Consider the following 19,108-nt stretch of genomic DNA (forward strand, 5'->3'; position numbering starts at 1 on the left):
GGACAGTCATACGGTCTCGCGCCGCGCGCATCGCTGCGGTGCTCCTCGTGTCCGCAGTCGGCGCCTGGCTCGGCATCATCCTCAGCGGGACGGTCCGCGCGCAGGTGGGGCCCGTCGAGACGGGGATGTCGCTGAGGCCCGCGTGGACCGGCGAGACCGTCGTCGACGCCCACCCGCTGGGCACCCTGCGATTCCGCAGCCACGACGCCCCGCTCCAGCTGCGCATCACGCTCGAGAACATCGACCAGGAGAAGGCCAAGGCGCTCATCGACGATCCGCGCATCGCCAACAGGCTGCCCGAGATCATCGAGAGCGACCTGCGCTCAGGCGTCGAGGCCCTGGTGGTCCGCTCCCTGCTGTGCGCCGCGGCGGGCGCGCTCCTGGCCGGCTTCGTCGTCTTCCGAAGCCCCAGGATCGCGCTGTACGGCCTGCTGGCCGCCGCCGTCGCCCTCGCGGGGACCGGTGTGGCCGCGGCCGTCACCTTCCGCCCCAGCTCCCTTGTCGAACCGCGCTACTCGGGGGTGATCGCCGTCGCGCCGTCCCTGGTCGGCAGCGCGCAGTCGATCGTGACCAAGTTCGAGTCGTACCGCCAGCAGCTCACCAAGCTCGTCACGAACGTCTCCAAGCTCTACGACGCGGTCAACGCCCTGCCCACCTACGACGCCGACCCGGCCTCGATCAAGGTGCTGCACGTCTCCGACATCCACATCAACCCCATCGCGTGGAACGTCATCCGCTCGCTCAAGGAGCAGTTCAAGGTCGACCTCATCGTCGACACGGGCGACATCTCCGACCACGGCACCAAGGCGGAGAACGCCTTCATGGAGGAGATCGGCAAGCTCGGCGTGCCGTACGTCTTCGTCAGGGGCAACCACGACTCGCAGACCACCGAGCGGGCCATCGCCAAGCAGAAGAACGCCGTGGTGCTCGACAACGCGTCCGCGACCGTCGCGGGACTGCGCATCTACGGCCTGGGCGACCCACGCTTCACGCCCGACAAGTCGGTGCCGGTCAACAACGACCCTGCCCACATGCGCGACTTCGGCCGCCGACACGCCGTACGGCTGCCGCGTCCCTCGCCCATCGACCTCGTGGCCATCCACGACCCAGACGCGGCAAAGGGCTTCTCCGGCGCCGCTCCCATGGTCCTGGCGGGCCACTCGCATCGCCGATCGACCACGGTCCTGCGCACGGGAACCCGCGTGCTCGTCCAGGGCTCCACGGGCGGCGCAGGGCTCCGCGCGCTGGAACACGCCGAGCCGACCCCCGTCCAGGCCTCGGTTCTCTACTTCGACAGAGCCAGCCACAGGCTCCAGGCCTGGGACGACATCACACTCGGGGGGCTGGGGGAGCAGTCTGTTCACATCCAACGTCACGTCGAGCCGGACCCTCGACGTATGATTTCCCCAGAGCCAACGACAGCCCCGTCGCCAACGGGAACCGTCAGCGGAACTTCCGATGGATAGCCACTTTGGCACTGGGGCCAATCGTCCCCTATGCTTCAGAGGTCTCCAACGGAAGACGTCAGGAACAGGACGCAAGTCCTGAGCCCCCATCGTCTAGCGGCCTAGGACACCGCCCTTTCAAGGCGGCGGCACGGGTTCGAATCCCGTTGGGGGCACGGCTTCACCGGAAGATCGGCAGGACGAAGACCTCCGAAACACTGGTAAGCTAAGCGAGGCGCTCCGGCCGAAAGGCCGGAACGAAAGCAAGGTCCTGTAGAGCAGTTTGGAGTGCTCGCCACCCTGTCAAGGTGGAGGTCGCGGGTTCAAGTCCCGTCAGGACCGCTCTGGGTCAGGTAGCTCAGTTGGTACGAGCGTCCGCCTGAAAAGCGGAAGGTCGGCAGTTCGACCCTGCCCCTGACCACCATCTCTGAGCAGCAAAGAAGCCCCGAAGCGATGATCGCTCCGGGGCGTTTTTGTGTCCTCTGACGGCAACAGACACGGCGGACGGTCGTCTACGAGCGGGTGTATCCCACCCGACAGCGTTGATGCTGAGGATCGCGACGCTGAGGCGGGTTGGTCGGGGACAGCCACCACCAGGTTGAGGAGTGGGGTGTCGAGCGCTTCGGCACCGCTCTGCTCGAGCCGCTTTTTGCCCAGCATCAGCGCCTCGGCCCGGTCGTGGTCGGCGTCGAGCCTCAGGGCCCGGGATCGCGGCGTGCCCGGGGCTGAGATCTGGTCTCGTGCCGGTACGGCTGGCGGCCGCTCGGACACCTCCCGAGGACCTCGGCGCGCTGTCCCACGACGCTCATCCGGTCCAGAGGCATCCACCCCGTTCTCAACCTTCGACAACCAGGACGGAACTGCCGATCTTCTCGGCGAGAGCGGCCTGTCCCAGCTCTTGCGGTGACGCGCCCGCGCGATGCGCTGGCCATACCGTCTGTAATCACCCCACAGAGGAGCCTCTGCACTGGTTGCGGAACCGAGAGGGAGTCTCATGTGTCGGATGGGAGCCCGCAAGTTCGCCGAGAAGGCTGCGAATTTCCTGGGAATTTCGCAGAACGAGGCTTATCGATATCCACCCTGTTAGGCATTACTACGTTGCGTAACATCGCCCCAAGTCCGCTCGTGCTATCCAAAAGGCGAGGTCATTCCCCGTGCTCCTGCCCTACGCCGACAGATATCGATTCACTCCGCGATTACTCTCCGTCGAGCTTGACGTGGGATACCGCTGCATGAGTCGATCTTGCTGTTTTCGTACTAGTGGACGATTAGGGGAGAGCCCGTGCTGACACCACAACGCCCAGACATCCGTATGCCATTGATCAGACCACCAGTCTCCCGATTACGCCGCCTACTCGCCCTCGGCGGCGCGTTGATCGTTGCTGTCAGCCTTGTTGTGGCCCAAGCCCCCGCCGCCTTGGCCGTCGACACCATGACCGATCTCGGTGTTACCTGGGGTGGCGCGGACATCGCCGTCAGCGGCGGCAAGGTGTACGTGTCCGCGAACGATCGGATCGTCGTTACTGACACTCAAGGCAAGCTCAAGGACGCGATGACTGGGTTGCCTCGGCCGGCAGGCGTCGCTGTGACGGCCGATGGCGCCTTGCTGTATGCGGCGCTCAACGGTTCACACCAGGTCGCCGAAATCGATACCCAGTCTCTCCAGATCATCCGGCGGATCGACCTGACCGCGTACCCGTGTCCGGAGAGCCTGGCGCTGGTCGGCGATCGGCTGTGGGTCAGCCATGGTTGCGACGACGACGGGGACGCCGGCGTCGTCAGTCTAGATGTGTCGGCGACGGTTCCTGAGCCATCCCCGATCCCGATCGCGCTGCACAGGGCTCCCCTGGTCGTCACCGCGGGGAATACGCTGGTCGTCGGTGAGAAGGGGATCAGCGCCGCAGACCTGCTGGTCTACGACGTGTCCAGCGCCACCGCCACCTTGCGTGGCGTCATCGACGGTTCCACCTACGACCTCAGTAACTTGCAGGACCTCTCCATCACGCCGGACGGCTCGATGGTTGTTTCGGCGTTCGGTTCTCCCCACCGGTTCGAGGGCTGGGACACCACCAGTCTGACGCGGGTACGCACGTATGGTGGAGAACCGACGTGGCAGGCAGGTGCGACGGCCGTCGCGGTGAGCCCAGACAGTGCACGTGTCGTGGGCGGCTGGTCCTATCCCACGTCCGAAGCCAAGCGCATCGCTCTGTACGACGTGGCGACGACGGAGAGGACGTACACCAACGACAACTCGATCGGTGAGTTGGTCGGGGGAAGCCTTGTCTTCTCCGGCAACGACATTTTCGGCGTGATCAGGCAGCAATACACCGATCGGCTTCATCTATGGCGGATGGAAGGTACGACCCTTCCGGCGTCCACGCTCACTTTGACGGCTCCGTCCACAGCGCAAGTGCTCGAACCGCTTACCCTGAGGGGTAGCCTGACGCTGAGCGGCTCCAATGCGGGTGCGCAACCCATCGTGGTGACCCGCCGATTGCCCGATGGCACCACCGCAACGCTCGCCGGTGTGACAACTGAGGCGGACGGTACGTTCACCGTCACTGACACCCCACCGGTCCAAGGCACGATCAGGTATGACGTGATCTGGGATGGTAGTTCGGAGTTCCGCTGGAGTTCGGCCTCGGCGACGGTCAGGGTGGTCAAGCGTGAGTCCTCGCTTACCTTGACGGCTCCATTTAAGGTGCCAGCGCTCGAGTCGCTGACCATGACCGGTCGGGTCGCTCTGACGGATGGCTCGGCTCCGGGCGCTCAGTCCCTGGTGGCGATCCGCTACCTGCCCGATGGCACCAGCCAGATTCTCCCCAGTGTGACAACCAAGACGGACGGTACGTTCACCATCATCGACATGCCGCCGGTCAGCGGGGACGTCAGGTATGACGTGCATTGGGAGGGCAATGCGATGTTCTGGGGGAGTATGACTTCGAGGACGGTTCTGGTGGCCAAGCGGGATTTGTCGCTGACGCTGTCCGGACCGACGACAGGGATCGCAGGCAAGCAACTCCAGTTCGGCGGAACGCTGGATGGCGGTGGTCAGCTTCCTACATCAGGTCTCCTGATCAAGGTGCTTCGGACCGTTACCAACCGCAATGGAACCGTCACAACCACACTGCCGTCGGTAGCTTTCGCCAGTGACGGGTCGTTTACCTTCGCTGACACCCCGTCCGAGGGCGGCGAACACACCTACACCGTCAGGTGGACCGGGGACTGGGCGTTCCTCCCGGCCGAGGCGAGCCGCCAGATCACGATTCGAGGTGGAGCCGGGTAGCCGACGCCACGACCGATTCGAGGGTGAGCGGTGCGGCTGCGGAGCCGCACCGCTTACCAGTCGGCATGTTCTGCTACGAGAAAACAGCTGATGTCTGACTTCGGTCCTCGACCTGACGAGGTTAGGCGATCGGCTGCCCAATCGGCACTTGCCAGTACGCAGCTCGAGCTGACCACAGCTTGGAGCACCACTGTGTACGGCGGCCAACGCGCACCACTCGGAGAGGGCGTCTATGTCCGGCCAACTGGTCCGGCTAACCGGAACCGCGTCCTCAGCTGGGCAGGCGGCAGCGAACTTCGACCACGATCTCGGGTGAGGCTTGTTCAGTGGGGTCTGGTCAGGCAGTTGGTTGCAGTCGGACCTTGCCATCGGGCAGCTAGGGTTGACGGCAGTGCTGACAACAACGTGGAGCACCACAAGCGCCGTGGCCAACATGCACCACCGCTGACCTCAAAGGTAGCGCTCTGTATCAGGACAGTCGGCCTGCCTTCCGGCTCGGGGGCCCGGGCACGATCGCATCGGAGGACGCGTTCTGGTGGGGCGTCGTCATGTGCCTGGCGTAGGCACTTCCCATTGCCGTCTTCCTGGGACTCGTGACGGCAACGCTGACGGCAACGTCGGCCACCGGTCCTACACTGAGGGCACTGCGAGCGATCACCTACCTTCTGGTCAGAGCCCGCGCACAGCCTGATTGCTACACCTGAAACGCGGAAGGTCGGCAGTTCGACCCTGCCCCTGACCACCATCTCTGAGCTGCAAAGAAGCCCCGAAGCGATGATCGCTCCAGGGCGTTTTTGTGTCTGTGACAGCAGCACTGACAGCAACGGCGTGCTGCCTCTGCTGCTCGGCGCCCATGGCAGGCTGATCCTCGTGTGGTTACTTCCTTGGCCTGCGGCAAAAGATCTTGATCACGGCACTGTGCTGCCCAGGGCGCTTCGGACAGTTCGTGCCGTGGACACGGCCACGATGATCGAGTTGCTACGTGAGACCTCATGGTCTGCCAAGCCGCGGGCCATCGAGCTTCTGGCTGCTCATCTTGCTCCGGCAGGAACCCACTATGTGATTCCTCGGCCACATAAGTCGTGGGATACGCCTGTCGAAGGCTGTTTCTCTGCGGCCATGGTGCTCAGAATGAACGACGGTGCGCTCATCATGAGCGGGCTTCACAGGTCTCTACCGATGCCGCGTTTCCAGCAGCTTCCCAAGACGCTGTCACTGCGGGCGGAGTATCAGACAGCGCGGCGTGCGAGGCGCATAAGGCGGGACTTCCATGTGTGGTCCCGTGATCATCGGCACGACCACAGTTGCGAGCACCCGCACTGCGTTGAAGAACGTGAAGGCCACGGCTCCTGCTTCACGTTTCTGGAAGACAGGCGGACGGCTCCTGACCGGCCCGCCGGGTTGGAACGCGGTTCGGCGCAGGAGGCCATAAGGCTCTTGATGGCCAGGGGGTTCGTCGAGATCCGAGCCTGCAGCCACTTGGTGAAGGACGCGTTGGCTGCTGGGAAAACGGACACGGCACTGAGGCATCTGGAGCACATGCGCATGATCGCGAATGTGTGTCACAACCTTCCGCAGGATTTCCACCCCAAGAGGCCCAAGATCCGTGAGCGGAAGGCCATCGAGAGCCTCCGATTCCACTTGCGGGAACTTGATCCCGACGATCGCGCTGCTCAGTGGGTGATGCGGCAGCTAGAAGATCAGGGATTCGACCACGTTCGGGTTCTCCGAGATCGGACCAAATGGAAGCACGCTCGGTAACGGCGTCACCGAGTGTGCTGAGTCTGCCGGGAAGCGGGTCGGCTATCCGAGGGCGTCGCCCAGTTCGCGCAGGGCAGTGCGCTTGTCGTCGAGGGAGACGTGGGCGTAGATGGTCCTGGTCACCTCGATGTCGCTGTGGCCAACGATGTCGCGTACGACCTGCGGTGGGACACCGAGGTTGAGCAGGAGTGTCACGCAGGTGTGGCGGAGATCGTGGAAGTCAAAAGTCTGTCGGATGAGAACTTTCTCCACGGTTTCAAAGGCGGCCCGCTGCGCGGTCCGCCGCGCGTCGGGCGGTCTGCTGGCCGCGCTGCGGCTCTTCGGCCGGTCGCAGCCAGCACCGCCCACGCGCGCAAGACGGCTCAGCGGGCCCCGGTCGATGATGAGCTTCCACCCTGCGGTGACTGGTCAGCTTCAATGCCACTCCGATCGCGACGACGTCGAGGACTTGTTAAGGCCATGACGGACGGCAAAGTTCCCCGGCCATTCGTCACGCTATGTAGCGACCTACATGGGGCGAGTAGCACACGCTTGCGTGGCAGGTCGAGTTTGGCGTGGTCGGCGAGGCTGGCCTCGTCATTGCGCACCTGCTGTGCCGGAGTCCACGAAACCGCGGCTTGACTTTGACCTTAGGTCAGAGTCGACGCTGGTGGCATGACGAACTCAAACGCGACTTACTCGGCCTGGAGGGGCATGTTGCCGGTGGAAGACACCGCGCTGGCCGTGACCGACACCGGCGGGACAGGCACCCCCGTGGTTTACCTGAACGGTTCCTACGCCAGCCAGCGGCACTGGCGGCCCGTCATCAACGACCTGGGGTCGGGGTGGCGACACATCACCTACGACGAGCGGGCTCGCGGCAAATCGAAGACGTCGGCGGACTACTCCTTCGAGGCCTGCGTCCGGGATCTCGACGCCGTCCTGAAAGCCAGGGGGATGGAGCGGCCGATTTTGGTGGGCTGGTCCTACGGCGCGTTGCTCGGGGTGCATTGGGCCGCTCGTAATCCGGACCGCGTCGCCGGCGTGGTCGGGGTCGACGGCCCTTATCCGTACGGCTGGACCGACGATGCCAGACACGAATACATCCGGCGGATGTTCCATAAGGGCCGATGGTTGTTGCCGATAGTGCGCCTCGTCGGCAACGCCGCGCGGATGAGTGCCGAACAGCATGCCGAGATCAACATCGAGGCCCACATACTCCACGCCGCCCTCGAACCGGTCCTCGACAGCCTGACCGTCCCGGTCCGATACGTGGTCGCCTCGGGGGAGGCTCTGGGAAGCAAGGACAATTGGCAAGAGCAGATGCGCACTACCCTCGACCCGGTGCTCGCCCGCAACCCGAACCTCACGATAAGCGCGAAGGTCGCCAGCAACCACGGCACGATCGTGCGCAAGGATTTCCGCGCCATCGCCGAGGCCACACGCGAGGTCGCCGCCCTCACCCGCGAAAGTCGCCGACGACCATGACCAGCGGCGTCACGATCGCCCAGGCGGCGGCCTTCGCCAGCGTCACGATCAAGACCATACGCCACTACCACCGGCTGGGCCTGGTCGACGAGCCGCGCCGCGACGGTTCTGGCTATCGCCGCTACGGGTCGTCCGACCTGCTGCGGCTGGTCCAGGTCCGGACGCTGGCCGAGTCCGGCGTACCGCTATCCGAGATCGGCGCCCTGCTCGGCGCCGATCCGCAGCGCTTCGCCGCCGACCTGGCCGAGGTCAAACGGCGGCTGACCGAGCGGATCGAGGAGCTGATCGCGCGCCGCGACTTGCTGGACCGGCTGGCCAACGGTGACCGGGCCCTGTTGCCCGACCGGGCCTGCGCGCTGTTGGACCGGGCCGCCGACCTCGGCTTCACCCCGGACGAGGTGGCGGCCTACCGCGAGGGCATGGTGCTGGCCAGAGCCCTGGTCCCCGACGGCTTCGACGACTCTCTCACCGAGCCCGAGCACGCCCTCGACGACACCCGGTTCGTCGCCTTGATCAAGCAATGCTGGGCCGCCAAGGACTGGGAACCCGACGACCCCCGCATAGAGGAACTCGCTACCGCCGTGGCCGACCGCTTCCTCGCCAACCCCGCGCTGCTCGCGATCCCGAACGGCCTCCAGGCCCGCACTGACGCCACCCGATACGGCCTGCTCAACCACCACGGCGAAGACCAGGAACCGGCCATGGCCCGGCTGACCACGCTAGTTGAGACGAAACTGCGCTCCGCCGGCGTAGACATCCCACACCAATAATCGCAGCCCCGGAGTCACCGCAGTCGGATCCGAATCGCAGCTCACGGTCCGTAATCCCAATTGGCCACCGATCCGGAACTGAAGGGCTCTGGCGCAGAGATCGGAATGAGTGCCAGACCCAAGATTCAGCCGTCGTTAACACCCGGAATGACCGTTGACCAGCAGGAGCGGACTGCACCGATCTTGCTGCCAAGATTTCACGCCAAAGTGATCGGTCCAGGCCATGACGATCGCTCACTTCGGTTCTCGCCGTCCATGGCTGGGGCGATCGACGCCGAAGCCCTCCTTCGTCGGGCCCCGGCACCGGCTGACCATGGCTGAGGTGACAGCAGCGCTGACAGCAACGTCCCCACCCACGAGCACACTCGGGCTACCGTCCACACCCCTCTAACCGCGGTTCCCAACACCCGAACAGGGTGATTGGTCCGCCTGAAGAGCGGAAGGTCGGCAGTTCGACCCTGCCCCTGACCACCATCTTCAGCAACAAGGAAGCCCCGTAGCGATGATCGCTCCGGGGCGTTTTTGTGTCTATGACAGCAACGGCGCGCCGCAGCCGCTGCTCGGCGCCCACGGCAGGCTGATACTCGTGTGGTTACTTCCTTGGCCTGTGGCGGAACTTTCTCCACGGTTCTCAAGGGCAGCCCGCCTACGGCGGCCTGCCGCGCGTCGGGCGGTCGCTGGCCGCGCTGCGGCTCTTCGGCCGGTCGCGGCCTGCACCGCCCACGCTCGCAACCTAGCTAGGCAGCAGCGAGCTGCCCCAAGCGAAGAGAAAACGCCTCTGGCAGGGATCTCCGGTCCTGAGTGAACCCGGCCCCAGACAGCACATTCCGTGCCCAGCCTGGCGAGCGGGTGACACCCTACGGAAAGATGCCAGCGTGCCACTCAACAAAGAGAAGCGCCTCAAGATCGCGGCATTGGTGGTCGAAGGGTCCTTCGACATCCTGACGAGCGGAAGCCCGGCCAAGTTCATCGAAGCCGTCTCCGTCCTCGTCAGCGACGACGTCACCACCGAGATCCGCCGCGAACTCATCTACCGGCACATCCACGACGGGGACGCATACCTCAAGGAATCAGCCCTACTCCTCCAACATCGTGCCCCCCTCGTCCAGGTCCACGCCATGATCGACCAGGCCCGCTCCAACTACGTCGCCGCCTTGGGCGACCCCATGCACACCCTCACCGTCAGGGAAACCGGCATGGTGCACCTGCGCGCCGGATCCTGCTACATCGCCCTCAACCAGATCGAAATGTGCCGCACCCACTGGGAACGCGCCTACGAACACCTCCTCCTGTCCAACGGGCAGACGCCGGAATTGGACACCCCCGACCTCAGGCGGCTAGCCAAGCGCGCGGCCGCCGAGAAGAACCGCGACACCCTCGTCGACACCGGCGACCTGGCCCACCAGCTCACCAAACTCGGCTCCAACCTCCCCGACCTCATGCTCGGCATCGGATCGGCCCAGGTCGCCCACGTGATGCTCTCCCTCGAATCCCTGCTCGGCCACCCCGTCGACCTGTCCCACTACGGCCGACGCAACCCCCACGCCGACGTCAGCAGGAACAGCCTCCGAAGGGAGGACAACCAGGCCCTGCAGTTGCTGGCCCGCCCTACCTCCGACGCAGTCCAGGCGGCGTTCCGCCGCGCCCCTTCTCTCACCGACAAGGAAGCACTCATCGCCTGGGTGGCCCGCCACCCCGCACTTGTTCAAGGATGGAGCCGCGCCGACGACCCGACCCGAGCCTTCATGCTCGTGTCGTCCCTAATCAACTGCGCCGACGCCTACCTCACACCCCACCACCGACTCGCCGTCGACCTGTTTACCCTCGCCCAAGCCGAACGCGAGCAGCGGCAGCGGCGCTACCCGTTCCACCCCGAAGACCAGATCGACTACGGTTCGCCACTGAACCGCATCAACGGCCCCACCCGCCAATGCGTCGAGGAACTCCTGGCCCAGCTGCCCGCCGCCCAGCAACTCCTCCTCCTCGCCGACCTCATCCTCACGTGGGAGCAGCGGCCCACCCGCACCACCTATGAACCCCTCTTCCCTGACTTCGACTAAAGCGTGCGTGTGGAGGTGGCCGATGCGGCACGACGGCCCGATCGGCAGGCCTTTGTGGACCAAGTCCTCGCGTTGATCCCTGTCGAGGAATACACGACGGACGTCGCCAGAGTCCACGCCCGTCTCATGGCGCATGTCCGACGAGAGGGCAAGTCGCGAGGCGCGTACGATCTGCTGATCGCGGCGACTGCCGCTGCCACCGTGAGAACAGTGATCACGATGGATGCGTCTGCCGCATTCCACGATCTCCCCGGCGTGCGCGCTCAGGTAGTTCCTCGCTGAATGCCGACGGCAACCTGACGGCACGTTCATGCCCTCGACCGGATGCACCCTCAGCGGGTGCGTCGCGGACCCTTGTTAAGGGCGTAACGATCGCACACTTCGGTGCTCGTGGTGAGGGGGTGTGGCGATCGGTGCCGAGGCCGCAACGACGGAGGGCCTCGGCACCGGAGGGGCCGTGGCTAACGTGACAGCAGTGCTGACAGCAACGTCCCCCCACACTCGAACTGGCTGCAGATCAGAAGGTTGGGGGTGTGAATCATCTCGGCCAGGGTTCCGGGGGAGGAGGACATGTCCAGCCAACGGCGCACCCCATTTTGATCGTTGTTGGGGCTCAGGTTCAGGGAGCCTCCGGCGTCTCGATGTCGTCGAAGCCGTCGGGGTCGGCTGCGGACCTCTGTCAAGATCGTCACATGGTGCGATTAGCCGCGACACTTCTGGCTGTGGTGCTGCTCCTCGGCGGCAGCTCTGGTCTGACTGGACCGCGCGCGTTCGAAGAAATCGCCGCACAAGCCGTCTCGACCTGGCGGAGCAGCGCTGCCGCGGCAATCTGGCGCACGGGTTTCGTCCCGCTTGAGGACCTGAGCAAAATGCCGCGAAAGGTGAGCAAGCAGATCGGGCACGATGAGGAGTACGGCTGGGTTGTGGCCGGATCGCTCCCTGCTCCGCCCTCCGCGGCGCAGGTCCGCTGGGACGACGGGTCCACGATGCGGGTCCCCGTGATCGGGGCGCGAGAGGCGCTGATGGCGCTGTCCCCCTGGCCTGAGGAATTCACCTTCCCCGACGGCAAGGCCTACAAGCTGACAGGCGCCACCTTCACGACGATGCGGCTGAAGACTGTACGCGGCATGGCGACCGTGCCCGCATGGCGTCTGTACTTCTCGAACCTTCCTGGCCCGATTGACCGTGTCGCGGTCGATCAGGAGGCGGTTGGTACCGTCCAAGACGCCGTCGGCGACCATCTGCCAAGCGGCGAAGAAATCACGGACTTCGAGGTGCTGGACGGCAACAGGCTGCTGGTGAGCTACGAGTACGGCTCCTGTCACGGTGACCCGCTCGACTTCAGGATACGAGTCGGGGAGGAGCCGGATGTGGTGGTCCTGGGGCTCAGCCTGCCCTACCAGGGGACCGTGTTGTGCGCAGGCACCGGCAGGACCGGCCATGATGTCGTCAGGCTCGACGAGCCGCTGGGTGATCGCGTTGTGTTGGACGCAATAAGCCGACTCCCCGTCCTATGTCATCGTGCGCGAAACGCATGCCGTGCTGGGAACGGGTGACGCCCGGCGCGTCCGCCCCGAAATGGTGTCGACGTGGCCGGGCGCGGGGCCTTGCGCAACGTGATGAAGCAGGGCAAGAGAGCCGATCAAGGCGTTGAGGCAGTTGAAGGCCATAGCTCAAGCTGAAGGATCATCGCTCTCCGAAGGCGGGTGCGGGGGTGGAGCTTGTCGATCTTGCTTGCGCGGTTGCTTGCAACGGTTCCGAACAACCGTGGACGCGGGTGGACGACGAGCCGGCCGCGTGAGGTCCGACCAGCGCCGGACGGCACAAGCGGCCTTGTGGACGATCTCGTGATGAAGAGAAACTGTCGGAGGCATGCCCGGCGCTAAGGTTCGGGTCATGAAGCGTGCGATCGTCGCGGTGCTCGCTGCCGGCTGCGTCGCGGGCGGTGCTGTCGCCGTAAATGTTGCGGGTGTCGGCTCTTTCGTGGGAGACCGCCTTGTCTCGCTGGTGCTCCCCAAGTCGTTCTTTCCCTACAAGTGCACCGACGACGACAAGCGCTTCGCTTCCTCCCTCGCGACGCTCGCCATCCTCGATGTGCACCCAGTCGATGCGAAGCCGTACGAGGAGCGCGATGGGGGATGCAATGATGACGATCAGCTTGCGTATGCCGGGCAGTCCTACCGTCTTTCGGGCTCGCGCGCCGATGTGCTGTCCTTCTACCGCAAGGCTGTGACCAAGGACGGCTGGAAGCCCGCGCCAAAGGACATGGGGGAGGGCTGCCTCGTCAAGACCATCGATGGCCGGAAGGTGTACCTCTCAGTGGGGTTCCCGCATAGGCCGGTAGAAAAGCACGTCAATGACTACTACGTGCAGGTCAGCTCTGCCTCCGACGGGGGCGGCCTGTGCTGATGCCCGAATGTCTTTGCGGGGCGGGCAAGGCCAGGCGGCTGGTTGCAGGGTGGCTTTCTTGCCGGTGAGGTGTTCGAACTGGCGGCCGATCTCGGCGATGGTCTCTTGAGCGATGGTCCCGACTCCAGTGCTCTCATCCAGTTGGGCCACCGCGGCGACGTACGGTCACCGTTCGCCTGCCGGGAAGGTGCGCTGCCGGAGGCCGGAGCCGTCCACATGGTTGTGACCGCGGTCATCGGCGGCGTCGTGCGAGGGGCGCGGCAACGTCTTGGGTGGTCCGGGCGGGCGCATGCGGCTTATGTGGGATTTGCCCTTTCTTGATCGCTTGTACAGACAGCCTGATCGTCACGCTGATACGTTTTTTCTGTCTGTTTGATTCGTTTTGGGGGCCAGCGTGAACCAGCCATTAGTGGAGGACGATCCGCGGCGGCTGGGTCCGTATGACATCGTGGGTCGCCTGGGGCAGGGCGGTCAGGGCGTCGTCTACCTGGGGCGGACGGAGTCCGGCGAGCAAGTCGCCGTCAAGCTTCTACATCCTGGCCTGCTGACCGACTCTGACGCGAGGAGCAGGTTCCTTCGCGAGGTGGAGATCGCCCGGCGCGTGGCCAGGTTCTCCACCGCCCCCGTGCTGAACGCCGACCTCGCCGGCCAACGGCCGTACATCGTCAGCGAGTACGTGCCAGGACCCTCGCTGCACGCCCTCGTCACCATGGAGGGGCCGCGGCGCGGCGCCGCGCTCGAGCGGCTGGCGATCAGCACCGCCACCGCGCTGGCCGCCATCCACCGTGCCGGGGTCCTGCACCGGGACTTGAAGCCCGCCAACATCCTGATGGGGCCTGAGGGTCCCGTCGTGATCGACTTCGGCATCGCCCGCGCTCTGGACGCGCCGGGCACCGCCTCGACCGGATCGCTGATGGGGACGCCGTCGTACCTCGCGCCGGAGCACATCGCCGGGGCGACGGCGACGGAGGCGGCCGACATCTTCGCCTGGGGCGTGACCATGGTGTTCGCCGCCTCGGGCCAGCCCCCGTTCGGCGCGGACTCCACCCCTGCGGTGATCCACCGCATCCTCCACAAGAAGCCGGAGATCTCCGGGCTGGACGGAACGCTGCTCGAACTCGTCACCGCCAGCCTGTCCAAGGATCCGGCCAAGCGGCCGAGCGCCGATGCCCTGGCCGCCAGGTTGACCTCGCACCACGTGCGTCCCGCGGGGCGAGGCCGCCGCCGTACGGTGATCCTGACGGTCGCCGGCGGCGCGGTGGCGGCGCTGGTCGTCGCGGGCGGTCTGCTGATGAACGCGAGCGGGCACCCTGTGGGGTCACCCGCCAAGGAGACCTCGACGTTTCAGCCGACGGTGCAACCCACCACGTCCCCCACCGCCGTGCCGTCACAGACCAAAAAAGCGGAACTGCTGACGACACCCCCGGCGTCCAGGCAGACGGTACCCAAACAGGCGATATCCAAGCAGACGCCCAGCCGCAGGACGGCGGCGCCGACCGCCAAGCAGACCCACACCGAGAGCCTCGTGAACACGCCGACAGGCGACGATTCCCGAAAGGGCTCGACCCCCGACCCGACCTCGGGAACCACCCCGGAACCAGCCCCCCAGACCACCACCACTGCCCCACCCCCCACGTTTGCCTCACCCCCTCCGTATTGGACCCCGCCCGAGAATCCCTTCACCTGCATTCCCTCGACGTGCTGACGCCGTCTGGCGGTAGGTGCCGGTCATCGGTGAACAGCGCGTCCGTTTCCCGCGCCCAGGGCAGATGGTGAGGCCGTGACGTAGTCGATTTGATCACCGGCACGCAGTTGCGAGCAGGCGAAGGCCTTGACTCCGGTGGAAGACGGGCGAACATCGCCTGACGGGCCCGCCGGATGGGGATGTGATACGGCGCAGGAGGCCATAAGGCTCTTGATGGCCAGAGATTCATTGCGATCCTTCGTGACCGCGGTGATCCTCCATGGCGGCAACGCGCTGGATCGGGCGCCTGATCTGAGTGGTCTAGTCTCTCAGGATGACGGAGACATCTGAATATCTGGCCCTTCCCGCCGTCTTGGCCGAGGTTGCCAAGGTTGGCTTCGAGTGGGAGTGGGACGAAGAAGCCGACGAAGCCCACGGCTGTGATTTCGAGCTGTACGAACGGTTCGAGGCGCCGGAGAGGACCGCGTGGTGGTTTCGCCTGTGGACCGGTAACGAAGAGGTCGATGGCAGCGAATTCCGCTTCTTCGGCACTACCGGGGCAGGCGACTATGTCGGCTTCTGGCTGGCTCGGCCAGGTATGTCAGTCACCGAGCAGCCTGTCGTCTACCTCGGTTCCGAGGGTGAATGCGGCGTGATAGCTCGCGATCTCGGTGATCTGCTCCAGTTGTTCGCGGACGGATTCGGCCCGGCAGAGGCATTCGCCGACCCGGATCGTGCGACGCAGCCGAACGAGGCATTCCAGGCGATCGCGGAGCGGTACGCGCCGGGAAGACGCCGTTCCGCGACGGAGATCGTGGCGGGAGCGCGAGAGGAGTTCCCGGGCTTCTCGGAGTACATCGAAGCGATGTGCCGTTGAGTGAATTAGCGAGGCATGAGCGTAGATCGTCATCGTGACCTCGATGTCGGGTTCCCGCCCCGCGTAAGAACTGACCCGCCGCGCCGGGCTCCGGGGAACCTCCACCGGACCTCCACGAGAGCATTACTCGGTCGTACTACGATCAAGCCTCACTGTGCGCATATACCGTTTAGCGGCTTTTTCCTACTTAGCCATCACCCTCGGTTCGATCATCCTCAGCCTTGTGATCGGCGCCGCGACACCCGCATGGCTGGCCACCATGTGGTACCCGCCCGACGAGATCATCGGGAAGTCTCCTCTGGTGCCGGTGCTGGGCGGGTTGCTGCTGCTTGCACTGGTGAACTCGTGGATGCTGTGGCAGGTTCTGCGGGGACCCGAGCCTGTGGCCGTGCCGACGCGTCGGGCGGCCACGTGGCTACGGCTGCTGCTGTACGCCAACGTGATGTGGCTGCTGATCCCCTCGTTCTTCCCAGGCCTGGTCGAGATGGTCATCGGGTTGGCGCTCTGGGTACCTGCGCTCGTGCTGCTCACGGTGGTGCTCACCGGGTCAGGTTGGCCCTTCCGACTGGCTCTGCTCCTGCTCGGGCTGGTGGAACCGGCCAGATCGCTCGCGAGCGGCCTGGTGGACGATCTGAGGCCCCAGCTCTTCGTGAGTCCGGCCTACCGAGCGACCGCTATGGCCGCGGCAGTGGCCGCGTTCGTCATGATGGTGATGCTCCTGCTCGCTCAGCGGCGCGACGGACGCTGGAGCCGAGTGACGCTCCTCATCGGTCTGGGCACGTTCGCGAGCGCGTTCTTGGTGGAACTCGTCGACGGCCTGACGCGCGGCAGCACGATCGAGTCGATCGCCGAGGCGATGGATGTGCTCTACATCGTCTGGCTGGCGCGCACGGCGCATGAGCTGAACCGTGAGCCGAGACAGAAGGCGCCTCTGCGAGTGCCGACAGCGGTCGTGGCTGTGGCCGCGGTCCTCCTGCTGATGGTCGTCGGACCCGAGTGCCGTCCACATCTCACCTACACCTGGCAGAGCGATGACCTCATGGAATGTTGGGCGTCGTCGCAACCGCCACGTGTCGCGGACATCCCGGCCCACGAGCGCAACCGGGCCTACATGTGCAGTGTGAGCAAGCCGTCTGATCTGCGGGTCTCGGACCGGGAACTGCTCGGCAAGGGCTGGGCTGCATGCGCCAGGTTCGCAGCCGGGGAGCCGGTCAAGGCTCGGCCTGCGCTGCTCGCGCTGCTCTGCCCGGAGGTGATCGGACGGAAATATCCGAATCTGTTGCTGTCGTCCGCTCAGATCGGCCGGCAGCAGGCAGAGAAGGAGAACATCGCGCGCGAACAGCGGGAGCGCGAGGCGCGCGAGGAGGACGCCAGTTGCCGCGACCCGTGGCCCGCGCTACGCACCCGGTTCCAGGCGACCGCGTCCTACTACGACTGGGACAGCCAGCCCTACGGTATCTACGACGCGGAAGCCGACACCGAGGAAGATTCCGAGGCGATCTGGAATGCGGAATCGGCCGGCATCCTGGCAGCCAGCGGTCAGCTGGCCATGATCTTCACGCCCAGCCAGGACTGGGCGACCTGCGTCACGGCGAAGGCGCTGCGCTCGGCCCCGCCACCCCTGCGACGCAAAGGCTGGGACCAGGTGGTCGAGGCGGACATCGTCAGCGAATCGGGTCACCTGGTGATGCAGACGCTGTCGGCGAGCAAGGTGCGCTTCCCCAATCTCGCGCGCAGCGGTCCCGGCAGCTACCGGCTGCGCCTGTATACGCGTCCAGGCGTGGATCTCATTCTCATCTATCCGGCCAGGAGAGCGGCGTAGCGATGGCCGGCAGTCACGCCGGCCGCTACATCTTTCGGCGTCAGCAACAAGGAAGCCCTGAAACGTTGATCGCTCCGGGGCGCGTCCTGTGTCCCCTACGGCAACAGACACAGCGGACGGCCGGCTACGGGCAGGCGTGAGCAGGTCCGACAGCATCGACGCTGAGAGCGATGCCGATGCAGACCACAACTGGTTACTTCACTCGAATGTCGAGATCAACCAGAAAGGGAATCCATGACGAGTTCAGACCTGATCGACCTGTCAGGCCCCTGGGGGCGTGTGCTGAGCGGAACCCTGCTGCACCATCCTCAGGCGATGCAGTCGATGGCCGTGGACCCGGTCACGCGTGATGTGTACATCGTGCAACTGCGGGACGCGACGACGGCGCCGGCTGCCGGGAACCTGTGCGTGAACCGCGTCAGTCAGAGGACCGGGTTGTTCAGCGAGCACATGCACCTGGACGGCTTCGGCCACGGATATCAGATCGGCGCGCAGCACATCAACGGCAAGACGTACCTGTGGACGGAAGCCGGCCCCGTCCAGGGAGGGTTCGGCACCCACGTCACCCGGTTCCCCTTCCTCGCAGGTGAGACGCTCACCATGACCTCCACTGCGCTGTCCAGGCCGTTCCAGCCGGAGCCGGGCGCCTACAACTGCGCACCGTCCGTCGACCCGATCCACGGCTGGGTCACCATCAGGTACCGGACTGCCAAGGGATACTTCTACAGCCGATACCCCATCGACAGCGAGACGGGGAAGGTCACAGGGAGGGCAGCGAGAACGATCCCGCACCCCTCGAAGACGGCGGCCCCGCGGACATGGGACACCTTCCAGGGGTTCGCCTCACTTGGCGACATCCTCTACCTGTACACAGGCGACCCCGAGCCGCCGGCTCCTTCCGGGGGCAACACCCACATGACGGCCATCTCGTGGACGGACGGCAAGGTGGTCGCCGGCTCGGAGCACATCACGGCGGTGCCGGGTCTGGCACGCCGGGAGCCGGAGGGCCTGGCCATCGAGCCCATGGGTGATGAGGCACGGTTGCTCTTCGGTTTCAGCGGCGGTGACACCATGCCGCGCAAGGCCACGATCTGCTTCTTCTCGACCGACAAGGCGGTGCAGGGCGTCAAGGTCCTGTCCGACTGGATCGGCCTCGTCCCCGCCCCTGGCACCCCCATGGCGTCCGAAAGACAGCGCCTGCGCGGACGCCTGGTGAACGTAGCCGGGACGACCCTGTTACAGCTTCGCGGCACCCTCTCTCGCGACCTGTCCAGTGACGGCAAGGTCGCTCAGTTGCCACCCTCGCTGGTGCCCAGCCGCGCGGTCCGGGCGAACGTCCCCTGCAACATGGACCACGGGCGCGGCGTGTGCAGGGTGGAGGTGAACGCGGCAGGCGAGCTGTGGGCGTTCGGTGCTACTGCCCGCAGCCGCATCTCCTGGATCGACTTTGACAGCTTCTCGGTGCCGTGGCTCTGACGCCGCCACCCTGCCACCACCCCCGTCCTGAAGCGATCTCGAAGGATCAGC

13 protein-coding genes and 3 tRNA genes are annotated in these 19,108 nt (G+C 65.4%); 15 read left to right on the forward strand and 1 reads right to left on the reverse strand.

Features of this window, described 5'->3' with window-relative positions:
- Nucleotides 1-47: 47 nt before the first annotated feature.
- The 6 genes from ABFX55_RS39100 (at nucleotide 48) to ABFX55_RS39125 (ending at nucleotide 6,492) form a co-directional block, all read left to right on the forward strand.
- Entirely contained in the window at nucleotides 48-1,466 is a 1,419-nt protein-coding gene (locus tag ABFX55_RS39100) for a metallophosphoesterase family protein (protein WP_346128242.1), read from the forward strand.
- Nucleotides 1,467-1,548: 82 nt separating this feature from the next.
- A tRNA-Glu gene (locus ABFX55_RS39105) sits at nucleotides 1,549-1,621 on the forward strand.
- Nucleotides 1,622-1,712: 91 nt separating this feature from the next.
- A tRNA-Asp gene (locus tag ABFX55_RS39110) sits at nucleotides 1,713-1,787 on the forward strand.
- 5 nt (nucleotides 1,788-1,792) lie between these two features.
- A tRNA-Phe gene (locus ABFX55_RS39115) sits at nucleotides 1,793-1,869 on the forward strand.
- A gap of 858 nt (nucleotides 1,870-2,727) precedes the next feature.
- Nucleotides 2,728-4,731, forward strand: a complete 2,004-nt coding sequence (locus tag ABFX55_RS39120; RefSeq protein ID WP_346128244.1) for a hypothetical protein — start codon at nucleotides 2,728-2,730, stop codon at nucleotides 4,729-4,731.
- A 774-nt stretch (nucleotides 4,732-5,505) separates the two neighbouring features.
- A complete protein-coding gene (locus tag ABFX55_RS39125; RefSeq protein WP_346128246.1) occupies nucleotides 5,506-6,492 on the forward strand; it encodes a hypothetical protein in 987 nt (328 codons plus the stop codon).
- 42 nt (nucleotides 6,493-6,534) lie between these two features.
- Here ABFX55_RS39125 and ABFX55_RS39130 read toward each other — a convergent pair whose 3' ends face one another.
- On the reverse strand, nucleotides 6,535-6,840 hold the full coding sequence (locus ABFX55_RS39130; RefSeq protein WP_346128247.1) for a tyrosine-type recombinase/integrase: 306 nt from the start codon (nucleotides 6,838-6,840) through the stop codon (nucleotides 6,535-6,537).
- 345 nt (nucleotides 6,841-7,185) lie between these two features.
- Here ABFX55_RS39130 and ABFX55_RS39135 point away from each other — a divergent pair, with 345 nt between their 5' ends.
- From ABFX55_RS39135 to ABFX55_RS39175, 9 genes are all read left to right on the forward strand, one after another.
- Complete coding sequence (locus ABFX55_RS39135; protein WP_346128249.1) at nucleotides 7,186-7,959, forward strand: alpha/beta fold hydrolase; 774 nt, start codon at nucleotides 7,186-7,188, stop codon at nucleotides 7,957-7,959.
- Complete coding sequence (locus ABFX55_RS39140) at nucleotides 7,956-8,729, forward strand: MerR family transcriptional regulator (RefSeq protein WP_346128251.1); 774 nt, start codon at nucleotides 7,956-7,958, stop codon at nucleotides 8,727-8,729. Before ABFX55_RS39135 ends, ABFX55_RS39140 begins: the two co-directional genes overlap by 4 nt.
- Before the next feature lie 875 nt (nucleotides 8,730-9,604).
- Entirely contained in the window at nucleotides 9,605-10,789 is a 1,185-nt protein-coding gene (locus ABFX55_RS39145) for a hypothetical protein (RefSeq protein ID WP_346128253.1), read from the forward strand.
- A gap of 722 nt (nucleotides 10,790-11,511) precedes the next feature.
- Nucleotides 11,512-12,345 carry a hypothetical protein gene (locus ABFX55_RS39150; protein ID WP_346128254.1) on the forward strand — a complete coding sequence of 278 codons (834 nt, stop codon included), beginning with the start codon at nucleotides 11,512-11,514 and terminating at the stop codon, nucleotides 12,343-12,345.
- Nucleotides 12,346-12,685: 340 nt separating this feature from the next.
- On the forward strand, nucleotides 12,686-13,198 hold the full coding sequence (locus ABFX55_RS39155) for a hypothetical protein (protein WP_346128255.1): 513 nt from the start codon (nucleotides 12,686-12,688) through the stop codon (nucleotides 13,196-13,198).
- Nucleotides 13,199-13,592: 394 nt separating this feature from the next.
- A complete protein-coding gene (locus tag ABFX55_RS39160) occupies nucleotides 13,593-14,903 on the forward strand; it encodes a serine/threonine-protein kinase (protein WP_346128256.1) in 1,311 nt (436 codons plus the stop codon).
- 313 nt (nucleotides 14,904-15,216) lie between these two features.
- Nucleotides 15,217-15,759 (forward strand): SMI1/KNR4 family protein, encoded by a 543-nt coding sequence (locus ABFX55_RS39165; protein ID WP_346128258.1) that lies wholly within the window; start codon nucleotides 15,217-15,219, stop codon nucleotides 15,757-15,759.
- 154 nt (nucleotides 15,760-15,913) lie between these two features.
- Entirely contained in the window at nucleotides 15,914-17,581 is a 1,668-nt protein-coding gene (locus tag ABFX55_RS39170; protein WP_346128259.1) for a hypothetical protein, read from the forward strand.
- Nucleotides 17,582-17,815: 234 nt separating this feature from the next.
- Nucleotides 17,816-19,057, forward strand: a complete 1,242-nt coding sequence (locus tag ABFX55_RS39175) for a phage baseplate protein (RefSeq protein ID WP_346128261.1) — start codon at nucleotides 17,816-17,818, stop codon at nucleotides 19,055-19,057.
- Nucleotides 19,058-19,108: the final 51 nt, after the last annotated feature.

This window comes from Nonomuraea roseola (assembly GCF_039535395.1).
Taxonomy (GTDB): Bacteria; Actinomycetota; Actinomycetes; order Streptosporangiales; family Streptosporangiaceae; genus Nonomuraea; species Nonomuraea roseola.

Bases quoted from the DNA above. Each gene is read 5' to 3' on its own strand.
- ABFX55_RS39125 (WP_346128246.1), top strand. From the start codon at position 5,506: ATGATCGCTCCAGGGCGTTTTTGTGTCTGTGACAGCAGCACTGACAGC.
- ABFX55_RS39135 (WP_346128249.1), top strand. From the start codon at position 7,186: ATGTTGCCGGTGGAAGACACCGCGCTGGCCGTGACCGACACCGGCGGG.
- ABFX55_RS39140 (WP_346128251.1), top strand. From the start codon at position 7,956: ATGACCAGCGGCGTCACGATCGCCCAGGCGGCGGCCTTCGCCAGCGTC.
- ABFX55_RS39155 (WP_346128255.1), top strand. From the start codon at position 12,686: ATGAAGCGTGCGATCGTCGCGGTGCTCGCTGCCGGCTGCGTCGCGGGC.
- ABFX55_RS39165 (WP_346128258.1), top strand. From the start codon at position 15,217: ATGACGGAGACATCTGAATATCTGGCCCTTCCCGCCGTCTTGGCCGAG.
- ABFX55_RS39175 (WP_346128261.1), top strand. From the start codon at position 17,816: ATGACGAGTTCAGACCTGATCGACCTGTCAGGCCCCTGGGGGCGTGTG.